Below are 12,460 nucleotides of genomic sequence, written 5' to 3'. Positions count from 1 at the left end.
TCTACAATGTAATTCCAACTACAAAATAAAGTTGCTCTTCATAAGGGTTGGCTATTAGCTTTCCGAAGATGGGTAAAGAGAAATTGGACGTTATTTTAATATCTTTTGTTGCAGATAATCCGATATTGACTACATTGAATTTGTCGGAGTACATACTTTCCCAAGGAGTGAAACCTGCTTCGATATTCATATTTACATCCTTCACGCTGAACGGGTAACTCAACTCGCAGTAACTGGACCAGGCACGTTTCCCGTTTTCCCGGTAATCGTTTCCGGCAAAGGTCGTGTACCAGCTTACTGACAATGGGAACTTTTCGCTAAGCATATAGCCGGCTCCTACCTCGAAAGTGTGCCCGGTAGAGTGCGAACTGTAATTGAAGTATTTAAAAGGTTCCTCTTCTGTCTGGGTAAAATAGTTATTGGCGTAAAGAGTCAGGTTTTTGTATTCGTACTCTAGTGATAAATCTATTTCATTGTTCTTTTCGCGAAATTCGGTAGAACCCCATGCGTAAACGGTCAGTCCTTTCCAGTTGAGGCCGAGTGAAGGCTGTACACTTGCATTGCCGCTATCCATACCGCGCCAGATATAACTGCTTACAAAATCAGCAGTTACAAAAACTTCTTGTGCCTGTGTAAAGGCCGTACAAAACAGGATGGCAATAAGTAGGATTTGTTTTTTCATTTTATCGGTTATTTCTTCTCGTTTTCGGGGGGTAAAGATACGCAATATATAGATAAATGATGACAGATGAGGAGAAAAAAGAAAACGGCTGCATTGAGCAGCCGTTTCTTAAGTAATTGTGAATCTTGAAAGTTAGTTAGAAAGTGACGTCCATTTTCAGTACGAAAGTACGTGGAGCGGCAACTGCCATTGGGCGGTAGCTGTATTCTTTATTCAACAGGTTGTTCACCATAAACTGGAAAGCTACTTCTTTTGTGGCTTTTACTCCGAAGCGCACGTCAACAGTGGCATAGTCCGTATTATGTTTTTTCCAGTAAGTAGCCAGTGTCTCTCCTTTTGAATAACCGAAAAGGATACCACGTACATAATCCATCAGGTCTTTCTGCTGTTTCTCGCGTTCGTCCAACATCAGATAGTCAACTGCCAGAATTTTGCTCTTCCATGCTACATTGGCACCGACATTGATACGTTTCCACTGGAAATCTACCGTAGCTTTAAAACTGTGCTTCGGGCGATATTTAAGGTACTTACCTGTGTTCGATTTCTCTTTCATCTGAAGAGGATCGGTATAAAGCCCCTCTACTGCATTACGTTCCTGATAGTCAGCATCGCGTGGCTCCGTGTATACATATCCCAAGTTATAGAACAATTTCGTGTTCTTATTGAAATTATACACGCCGTTCGTTGAGATTTCTACTCCGTAAATCTGGGCTTTCGATACATTGTGGAACTGGGCTCCGATACCGAACCCTTTGCCATCTGTCAGCATCTGGAATGCATCGCCTATGCTATTAATCATCGTGTAATTGGCATTGTTGAACAGCCCGAACTGGAATTCAACCATGTCTTTATATTGTGTATAGAATCCTGCAACATCCACAAAACCCTGGAAATTACCAACTTTATATCCTTGCTTAATTCCTAATTCCGCATTAAATCCTTTCTCCGGTTTGATGTCCAGATTAGGATAAACGCCAACTCCACCAATATCCTTGCGCAGGTATTTTTCATTGATAGACGGATTACGGTAACCCTGTCCGAAGCTGGCACGGATAAAACTGTAATCAGCCAACTGATAATTTAACCCTGCACGGAAGACCGGACGGAACGGAACTTTGGTTCCGAAGATTTTAGTTTCGGCTTCACGGTGATGATTATTCACCCGATAATATTCGGCACGTACACCGGCAGATACACTCAAACGATCCCAGAAGCGCTGATCGTATTGGAAGAAAGCAGCTATATTATCACTTTTGTATACCTCATCCATTACAGCGGAGTCATAGCGGATATGTTCCAGGGTTACTCCGGTAGTGATTTGTGCACCGCCTTCCCATTTCTTATTGAACTGGTAGTCGAGGTAGTAATCGAAGTTCTTATCAGTCTGTGTTTTTGGAGTGTTTCGTGACGGATTGATAACATTTGATAACCACGGAATCAGATCACTCGGTAACTGTCCGTTCGTAAGTCCCCCTAAGTCACTCGGCACTCCGTTGTCCATTACCCAAGAGATCAGATCGCAATAATCGGCAGTCGTCGCATTCGGGAAAATATTGCCTAATGAGGTGAACACTCCGTTCATGGCATCTTCCAGATTTCCGTTGATAAGTCCGGAACCTATACCTACCAATGCAGGATAAAGTGAACTGTAATCGCCACCGGCTATATTCTGTATCGTTTTGGCATCAGTTCCCATATTTCCCAGAATATCAGTGATGGAAGTTCCTTGGGTAGGGCGTACGATATTATCGGCACTGTAATAGAAACGTCCTTTAATCTTATGTGACGTACCGTTTTCCGGATTCACATAGTTGATGAACGGATCGATATGGAAATTATTCTCTTCACGTCCCATGTTGGTGAAAGGAGACGGTTTGTACACTTCCGTTGGTGAACGCCAGATAAAGAAGTCACCATATTGATTGGAAAGGAAATCGACATTGAAACCATAATTCAACAGTTTCATTCCCATATCAGGCTGATGATAAGTGAGGCTCCCTCCCATACGGAAACGTTTGTTGTATCCCTGTTGGCGGTATCCTTCGTCAGTGAAAAGATTGATTCCTCCGCTGACATCGAAATTGCCGATACGACGGGAGTGGGAGAGGTCGAATCCTTCGTAAATAGGATTCCGTATACCGCTAAGAAGACTTCCGCGCAAGATTGGTTTAACAGAATATTTATCATCTTTCCAGAAACTCTTGTCGCTCCATTGGTATTCGTCGTTTTCCGCATCACCATATACTCCCACATAAGCACTGAAACGTGTTTTCGGAGTCAGTCCCGGACGTGCAGTACGGATGTTGATAATGCCGTTCAAGGCTGATGACCCGTACAACACGGAGGAAGCTCCTTTAATAACTTCCACCTGTTCTACATTTTCCAAAGGTATGGTGTTCCAATTGATTTCACCGGTTTTTGGATTCAGGGTACTCATGCCGTCTATCAGAATCTGGCTGCGTGCACCTACACCGTAAGTCCATCCGCTGCCACCGCGCATAGAGGGCTGTTTGTCTACAATGTCTACACCGGGTAATGTACGGAGTGTGGAAGAAATATCTGTCGGTGCCTGACGGGCAATATCTCCGGCTTTCACCACATCCATGGAAACAGTAACGTCACTCAACTTCTGTTCAAAGCGTCCGGCACTAACCACCACTTCTTCCAGTAGCTTTGTGCTTTCTTTCATATAAACGTCTTTCGTGATGACTTCACGCTTATTGATAACAATTGGCATCAATACATCTTCATAGCCTACATAACTGAATACAAGATCGACTCCTCCCTCGGGCAGTTTGATTTCATATTCTCCATTGATGTTGGACACTGCTCCCTGATTGCCATGGAGTTTGTATGTGACGGCTGCGCCTACCAATGGCTCATTGGTTCTGGCGTCGTATATATGTCCTTTCAAGGTTTGGGCAAAGCTACTTCCGAAACCGGTTAGGGATAAAAGGATTATCAAAGTATATAATTTCTTCATTGTTCTTATTCTTTAATAGTATATTAATTTTGAGGTACGAGATCGAGTCCCAAGTCAAAACTTTGAACTAGCAATGCACATTCCGGCCAAGTGATAAATAGCATATCTATTAGCGGTTCGAGAAATCCGGCAAGTCCGGCCATTTCCGGTGGTAATAAACTTGGCAGCATTTTTAATACTATGGGATGAAAATCTCCAAGAAGCTTTAATATCGGAGCTATTCCTTCTTTATCAAGGTAAATGTATGAGTGACCATTTTGTATCTTGATGTGCATAGGTATTCCGTTTGATAACCAATCAAAGAACGTTGCAAAAGATTGATCGTTCATGCTAACGATAAAACCTAGAATCTCATTTTGCAATTGACCGTTTACTGTTTTCAGAAGACTCTTAAGTTGTAAGGCATCCATGCTGAAGATGGCATCCGAGATGGAGCTTATGATGTTTTTGTCGATCACTTTTCCACTGCCGGAAGCAACCTGTGAAATGATTGCCGGCAGATCGAGCTTTATAACAATCTTGCCATCCCTTTGAAACCAGTATGCCAATCCTTTGGGAGAAGTCGTATATTGATAATCTTTAATGGCATCCGTAATCATATCCTGGTCCTCTATATCCATATTTAAAAAGGCAGTCAGAACATTACCGATAAATAAATCCTTGTTTTCCTCGTTAAAAGCATCTCCCGAATAATTGGCAATGATATTTCCATCCGGTTCCAATGTTATATCTTTCAGGATGCAAGGCAACAAGTATCCTAATAATCCCTGCAGAACACTTCCCATGTTTTGACCGTTGTAGCTGGTTTCTGTGGCTTCTTCTGTTTCCGGAAATCTGAAGTAAATGGCACATGAAGTCATCTTGTCATCTTTTTCTTCCCATTGATATCCATTTCCCTCATCTGCAATAACCTTTCCTGTTCCATGCTCTACATCTGCGAAACGATAGTTCTTAGCCCATAAATTAGCATTTGCCATCGTTACGTCAGCCAGATTTAATATAAGTCTGCCTTTCACTACGCGTCCCTCATAATTAAAGGTGCTTTGGGTGGTAGTACCGATGCCTTTGCCTTGAAAAGAGTATCCCTCTGCATCTCCTGTGAGAGGTATATGAGTCAGCTTTAATGCCTTTTCTCCCGGAAGAATATCATAAAAAGTAAGATTAGCTGTCTCACCCTTTACTGTGCTGAAATCCACCGATTTCCCAGTCATATTTTCGCCGTTGTATGCCAAAGTCAAGGTAGGATTCGGATTCGAAAATTTATTGGAATAATTGGCCGTTACGTCTACAGGATCGGGGCCTGGATAATCTTCACTACAAGAAGTCAGTATTCCTGTTACACTCGTGAATATAAGCGATATTATAAGTGAAATCTTTTTCATTATCATTCTCTTTTATAGTGATTGGTAATTATTTGGTCGATGGAACTAAGTCCAATCCTAAATTGAATAATTGCATGAGTTTCCATTGTTCAGCAATCATAGCCAAATCCAATGAAAGTCCTCCTAAATCGACTTTAATTCCGGATAGTATGTTGATGACAGGAGTTAATGTCTGATAGTCCAGGTATAGATAGGTATGTCCATCTTTGGTATGGGTTATATTCATGGGAATACCATTTTTGATGCAATTGAATAAAGCGGTAAAAGAGGCATCGTCCACCATTACCAAGTAACCTAATATATCATTATTCACAATTGCATTAAGAGTGGAAAGCAGACTTTTGAGGCGAATGGGGTCCGTTTTGAGAATGGCTTCAGTAATCCCGTTGATAAGCTCACCATCTATCTGTTGCTGGCTATTCTTAATGATTTCTGTAATGATTGCGGGAATATTTAGTTTTAATATTAACTTGTTATTGGCTTGTCCCCAATAAGCTAGTCCATTAGGAGATTTCTCATAAGTACGGTTTTCTATAACGGTTTGAATTTGTTTTTGAACAACTTCTGCTTCATCGCCATTCAAAGGTAAGAACAGTAACTCTTCATTTATTGGATCTGAAGAGTAATATGCTGTAATAGTACCATCCTTTTCCAGTTTGATATCTTTTATTAATTGAGGTATGAGCGTCTGAAGAATACCCGGGGCAAGGTTACCTAAGAGATACATTAATGAAGCTTCGTCAGTTCCTATCCCTTCTTTAGGTTTCATATCGAAATAACAGGCACCTTTGTACTGTACAGGATGAAATTCATTCGTAAGATCCTGAACCATTTTATAAAGAGCGAAGTCGTATTTGTTAACCAGCTTTTGGGGATCAGCCATTACCACATTCAAATCCAGCTTCATCGTTTTCGGAGTAATGCTACCGCTGTATTTCACTGTAGCTCCTCCCATCGTGATATTTGTTCCGCTGAAAGTGTAATACCCTTTCTCTTCATTCTCATACAGTTGGATATGACTGATAGGAGTTTCCTTTTCTCCGGGAATCACATCATTCAGTGTCAGTGTTCCCGTTTCACTATCTCCTGTCTTGAAACTGACAGTTTTTCCAACGAGTTTCTCTCCACTGTAGGTTAGGTCTAGCGTATATGGTTTAATATACGAGCCATATTCCTGACTAATTTCTCCCGGCCAAAATAGCTTGTCATTGTAAGTCTCTTCGCATGATGTAAAGAAAAATACCGCGCAAGCTACATAAAATAGTTTTCGTAAGTTTCTCATTTTGCTTTTTGTTTTTATTGCGTATTTAATAAAACTTTGCAAAGTTCGACTAACAATTCTTTATTGTCAAGGTCTGTTTTTTTATTTTAATGTTCTATTTTTAATTGTGTATGGCGAAAGTGCTTAAAATGAGAAAATAAGTGTGCTCTATTTTTAATATTGATTGTTCTTCTTTTAAGAATGGCTGTAAAAAGAGAATGAAGAGAGCTCTAAAAAAGCAAACGGTTTCCCACCTGTTTTTCACAGGTGAGAAACCGTTCGTTTTTTCTTCTCTATTTCCGACTCTTGCGGAAAGTTTAGAATGTAATATCCATCTTTACAACAAAAGTACGTGGAGCGGCAACTGCCATCGGGCGATAGCTATATTCCTTATTCAGCAAGTTGTTTACCATAAACTGGAAAGCAACCTCTTTCGTGGCTTTTACTCCAAGACGCATGTCAACGGTGGCATAGTCCGTATTGTGCTTTTTCCAGTAGCTCGCCAGACTTTCTCCTTTGGAATAGCCGAAAGCAACGCCACGAACATAATCCATCAGGTCAAGTTGTGTTTTCGGACGTTCATCCATCATCAGGTAGTCCACAGCGAGGATTTTACTTTTCCAGGCAACGTTAGCACCCAGATTGATACGTTTCCACTGGAAATCTACCGTGGCTTTGAAGCTATGCTTCGGACGATATTTGAGATACTTACCTGTGTTCGATTTCTCTTTCATCTGAAGAGGATCGGTATAAAGTCCTTCTACCGCATTGCGCTCCTGATAATCAGCATCGCGTGGTTCAGTATATACATATCCTAAATTATAGAACAACTTCGTGTTCTTATTAAAGTTATAAACACCGTTTGTCGAGATTTCCACTCCGTAGATCTGGGCTTTCGATACGTTATGGAACTGTGCTCCAATACCGAAACCTTGACCGTCAGTTAACATTCGGACAGCATCGCCGATACTGTTAATCATCGTATAATCGGCATTATTGAAGAGGCCGAACTGGAATTCAACCATATCTTTATACTGTGTATAGAATCCGGCAACATCTACAAATCCCTGGAAATTACCGATTTTGTATCCTTGCTTAATCCCCAATTCCGCATTAAATCCTTTTTCCGGCTTAATGTCCAGATTCGGATAAACACCGACTCCACCGATATCCTTGCGCAGGTATTTTTCATTGATGGACGGATTACGGTAACCTTGACCGAAGCTGGCACGGATAAAGCTGTAATCGGCCAACTGATAATTTAATCCTGCACGGAACACCGGACGGAATGGAACCTTGGTTCCGAAGATCTTTGTTTCCGCTTCACGATGATGATTGTTCACCCGATAATATTCGGCACGTACACCGGCAGATACACTTAAGCGATCCCAGAAACGCTGGTCATACTGGAAGAAAGCGGCTATGTTATCGCTTTTATAGACCTCGTCCATGATGGCGGAATCATAACGTACATGCTCATAAGTGGCTCCCGTAGTGATTTGCGCACCACTGTCCCATTTCTTGTTGAATTGATAGTCGAGATAGTAGTTCGTACTTTTGTCAGTCTGCGTTTTCGGAGTGTTTCGTGTTGGGTTGAGCATACCGGATACCCAGGGGATCAGATCACTCGGTAATTGTCCGTTCGCAAGTCCGCCCAAATCACCGGGTACCCCGTTGTCCATCACCCAGGAGATCAGATCGCAATAATCGGCAGTTGTTGCATTCGGGAAAATATTGCCCAATGAGGTAAATACTCCATTCATGGCATCTTCCAGATTTCCGTTGATAAGTCCCGAACCGATACCGACCAAGGCCGGATAGAGCGAACTGTAATCACCGCCTGCAATATTCTGAATAGTCTGGGCGTCTGTTCCCATATTTCCCAGAATATCACCGATGGATGCTCCCTGGCTGGGGCGCACGATATTGTCGGCACTATAATAGAAACGGCCTTTAATCTTATGTGACGTACCATTCTCCGGATTTACGTAGTTGATAAACGGATCGATATGGAAGTTGTTGTCCTCCCGTCCCATATTGGTAAAAGGAGAGGGCTTGTACACTTCTGTCGGCGAACGCCAGATAAAGAAGTCTCCATATTGATTGGAAAGGAAATCAATATTGAAACCATAGTTCAACAGTTTCATTCCCATGTCCGGTTGATGATAGGTAAGGTTACCTCCCATACGGAAACGCTTGTTGTATCCCTGCTGACGGTATCCTTCATCGGTGAAAAGATTCATGCTCCCGCTGACATCAAAATTACCTATACGACGGGAGTGGGAGAGATCGAATCCTTCGTAAATTGGGTTTCGGACACCACTAAAAAGACTTCCGCGTAAAATAGGTTTGACCGAATATTTATCCTCTTTCCAGAAACTCTTGTCACTCCATTGGTATTCGTCATTTTCCGCATCACCATAGATACCTACGTATGCGCTGAAACGTGTTTTCGGAGTCAATCCCGGACGTGCGGTACGGATATTGATAATACCGTTCAGAGCCGACGAACCGTACAGTACGGAGGAAGCTCCTTTGATAACTTCAATCTGCTCGATATTCTCCAAAGGCACGGTGTTCCAGTTGATTTCTCCTGTTTTGGGATTTAGCGTACTCATTCCATCCACCAGAATCTGGCTGCGTGCACCCACTCCGTAAGTCCATCCGCTGCCGCCACGTATAGACGGTTGTTTGTCTACGATGTCTACGCCGGGCAATGTACGGAGCGTGGAAGAAATGTCCGTTGGTGCCTGACGGGCAATATCACCGGCTTTCACTACATCCATAGAAACGGTAACGTTACTGAGTTTCTGTTCAAAACGTCCGGCACTGACCACTACTTCTTCCAGTAGTTTGGTGCTTTCTCTCATGTAAACGTCTTTGGTCACTACTTCACGTCTGTCGATCACAATAGGCATCAGCACATCTTCGTAGCCCACATAACTGAAGACCAGATCGACTCCGCCCTCGGGCAGTTTGATTTCATAAGCCCCGTTGATGTCCGACACGACTCCCTGATTACCTTGTAATTTGTACGTAACGGCTGCTCCTACTAATGGCTCATTGGTTTTAGCGTCATATATATGTCCTTTCAGCGTTTGAGCAAAACTGTTCCCAAAGCTGATGAAGCATAGTAGCAAAGTTAGAATATATATTTTCTTCATTGTTCTTGTATTTTCTTGTTTATAGAAAGGTGCTTCTTATTAGTTGTTGACTGTAAGGTCTATACCTATATGCAGTTTGGTGATGGTAGACCAACCCTTATAAAGCGGCATGATATAACTGTCGAACAGCATCGGACCAAAATTGGGAATACCTGCCATCAAAGGTTCCAGACTGGGGAGGAAAGGAATGAACGGAGTCAATGCATCTTTGGTTACGTACAGATAAGTGTGTCCGTCTTTCTTCTCCATTTGCATGGGGATTCCCTCTTTTATCCAGCCGAACAGCATTTGGAAAGTGGCGTTATCCAGACCTGCCAGCATGGATAATATGGAATTATCCAGTTGACCGCTGATAGTACTTAATATATTCTTGAGTTGAACCGGATCTGAATTCAGGATAGCGTCTGTCAATAAAGCCATCAGATTCTGATCGATACTTTTCCCCTGCGATTTCATGACTTGAATGATAATTGCCGGAAGATCCAGTTTCAGATAGAAATGATCGTTCTTCATATACCAGTAGGCCAGTCCTTTGGGAGATGGAGCATAAATCCGGTTTACCCCCTCCGTGGCATTGATAATATCCTGTTGCTGGAAACCTCCCATCGGATAAGGTAAGAATAACTTATACATAACGAATGTAGCGACTTTATTCATAGATTCGGGATCTTCCATGTTTATTTCACTGAACTTCTGCTCTCCCAGCATCATTTCATCCGTTGTATAATTGGCTGTGATGTATCCGTTAGGTTGTAAGGTGACGTTATCGAGAAGCTGTGCCAGAAGATAACCACCCATTCCTTTCACCAGCCCTGTCATGACCGCATAAAGGAAACTGCCATCACTGCTTAGTTCAATATCCATGTCTACATAAAGAGGTGCGGCAATCATTTTACCATCGGATTCCCCCCATTCGTACAGGCCGGTATCCGAATTGCGGATCATATCCTTTCCTCTGCCGTATATGATGTCGCTAAGTGCATAAGTGTTGGCCATTTGTGCGCTGTTCACCATCTTTATATTGGTCAGGTTCACTGTCAACTGGCCGTTTTCTACACGTCCGCTATAATTAAAGGTACTGCCGGTTAAATTTCCCGTGCCGTTGCCGGAAAAAGAGTAACCGTTAGCATCTCCGGAAATAGGTATATCAGTCAGTTTGAGTGTTTCTTCTCCGGGAAATACATTATAAAAAGTAACATTAGCCGTTTCTCCTTTCACTGTACTGAAGTCGACTGCTTTGCCAGTCATTTCATCCCCATCATAAGTTAATGTCAGGTTGGATTTGCTCAAGTATTTATTCGAGTAATTCGCTGTTACGTCCACCGGGTCCGGTCCTGGATAGTCTTCACTACATGAAGTCATCAAACCTGCCGTTCCGATGAGGCTGCTTATAAATAGTATAGATAATTTCTTCATATTCTTTATTTCTTTCATATTCATGGTTGATGTTTATTTCGGGGGTAAAAGGCCTAGTCCCAAATCAATCGTATTGGCAGAATTCCATAGGTAAGGCAATCCATTCTCGTCATTTGCCATGAGGTATCCGAGTAGATTCTTGAAGGTCGCATTGCTCGCCATGCTTTCCGGAAGCAATCCTTCCACTATCGGCTGCAATCCGGGTAATAACTGAATGAAAGCCGTGGTCGATTCTTTGGCCAGATAAAGATTGGTATGCCCGTTCTCTTCTTCCATTATGTTAAAGACAATGCCCTCGGTCAGCAAGTAGAATACTTGCCGGAAACTAGCATCATCCATATTAGCAATGATGCCGAGGAACTGATTGTCGAGTATGGCATTTAAAGTTCCAAGCAACTTTTTCAATTGAATAGGGTTCGACTTGGCAAGAGCTTCCGTAATGCCTGAAATCAGTCCCGGATCTATGGGAGTCTCACCGTCCTGGGTAGTCAGACCGATGATGGCCGGCAGATTGAGGTTCATCTTAATCTGTCCGTTGTTTGCTGCCCAGGTAATCAGATTGATGGGGGAAGCCGCCCATGTGCGATCTGCCAGCACACTGGTAATGTCGCTCTCTTTTAATGTACCAAGCATGAACTTGATGACAAATAGGGCAATCGTCCCCGTATCTTTATCGGGATCTATGTTACTGATAGGGATACTGCCAATATATACCGGACTGGTAGTGTAATTGGCGATCACGTTACCGTCGGGTTGCAAGGTGACTGATTGAAGAAGTTGCGGGATGAAATAGCAAAGCGCATTCTGAACCAGTTTCATTCTCATGAACAGTGTGCTGCCCGATTTGGTTAATTCTACATCGTCCAGATGGACATAGAATGCTCCGGTCAATATTTCACTCGATGATTCTTTCCATACGTATTGTCCTCCACTGGTTCCGACAATCATTTTCTTGCCTTTCGTAAAGCCGGATAAACCGTAACTTTTTCCCCATTTACTTTGTGGCATTGCTACATTCAAATCCAGTTTCATCGTTTTCGGAGTGAGGGTTCCGCTGTATGTCACCGTTGCCCCTTTCATTGTGATATTCTTTCCACTGAATGTATAGGAATCTCCCTGTTCGCATAAATCGATTTGGATAGGAGTTGTTTTTTCTCCCGGAATAATGTCGTTCAGTGTGATGGTTCCTTTTTCACTGTCGTCTGTTTTGAAATCGACAGTTTTTCCAACAAGTTTTTCTCCGCTGTAGGTCAGGTCTAAAGTGGCTGGTTTGATGTATGAGCCATACTCCTGGTTGAGCTCTCCCGGCCAGAATAGCTTGTCATTATAGGTTTCCTCGCAAGATGTAAGGAGGGAAGCTGTACAAGCTACATAAAGAAGTTTTTTCAAAGTTCTCATTCTCTTTTAGGTTTTATTTTAATGTATTATTTAAAACAGTGCAAAGTACGGTGAATAGGTGACTGCCGTCAAGCTCCATTCTTGGGATTCAATGTTCTATCTTTGTTATTTTCTAAAAAACACTCCTAATAAAGAAGAAAACAATGTTCTGTTTGTAAGATATAAGATACCATT

Annotated in this window: 7 protein-coding genes; all 7 read right to left on the bottom strand. The window is 42.3% G+C overall.

The genetic code is table 11. The annotated features are described in order from the left end of the window. Position 1: 1 nt before the first annotated feature. The 7 genes from Bovatus_RS09045 to Bovatus_RS09015 all read right to left on the bottom strand — a co-directional run bounded on the left by Bovatus_RS09045 (position 2) and on the right by Bovatus_RS09015 (position 12,286). On the bottom strand, positions 2 to 682 hold the full coding sequence (locus Bovatus_RS09045; RefSeq protein WP_004301025.1) for a hypothetical protein: 681 nt from the start codon (positions 680 to 682) through the stop codon (positions 2 to 4). 136 nt (positions 683 to 818) lie between these two features. Continuing rightward, positions 819 to 3,665 (bottom strand): TonB-dependent receptor, encoded by a 2,847-nt coding sequence (locus tag Bovatus_RS09040; protein WP_004301024.1) that lies wholly within the window; start codon positions 3,663 to 3,665, stop codon positions 819 to 821. A gap of 23 nt (positions 3,666 to 3,688) precedes the next feature. Then, the gene (locus Bovatus_RS09035) at positions 3,689 to 5,047 is read right to left on the bottom strand and encodes a DUF4925 domain-containing protein (RefSeq protein WP_052588005.1); all 1,359 of its coding nucleotides are present in this window, start codon (positions 5,045 to 5,047) and stop codon (positions 3,689 to 3,691) included. Between the two features lie 28 nt (positions 5,048 to 5,075). Next, on the bottom strand, positions 5,076 to 6,329 hold the full coding sequence (locus tag Bovatus_RS09030) for a DUF4925 domain-containing protein (RefSeq protein WP_004301022.1): 1,254 nt from the start codon (positions 6,327 to 6,329) through the stop codon (positions 5,076 to 5,078). 296 nt (positions 6,330 to 6,625) lie between these two features. Continuing rightward, positions 6,626 to 9,472 (bottom strand): TonB-dependent receptor, encoded by a 2,847-nt coding sequence (locus tag Bovatus_RS09025; RefSeq protein WP_004301021.1) that lies wholly within the window; start codon positions 9,470 to 9,472, stop codon positions 6,626 to 6,628. Positions 9,473 to 9,511: 39 nt separating this feature from the next. Beyond that, positions 9,512 to 10,888, bottom strand: a complete 1,377-nt coding sequence (locus tag Bovatus_RS09020; protein ID WP_224440854.1) for a DUF4925 domain-containing protein — start codon at positions 10,886 to 10,888, stop codon at positions 9,512 to 9,514. A gap of 33 nt (positions 10,889 to 10,921) precedes the next feature. Further along, a complete protein-coding gene (locus tag Bovatus_RS09015; RefSeq protein WP_004301019.1) occupies positions 10,922 to 12,286 on the bottom strand; it encodes a DUF4925 domain-containing protein in 1,365 nt (454 codons plus the stop codon). Positions 12,287 to 12,460: the final 174 nt, after the last annotated feature.

This window comes from Bacteroides ovatus (genome assembly GCF_001314995.1).
Taxonomy (GTDB): Bacteria; Bacteroidota; Bacteroidia; order Bacteroidales; family Bacteroidaceae; genus Bacteroides; species Bacteroides ovatus.
This window is presented reverse-complemented; position numbering and strand designations above follow the sequence as displayed.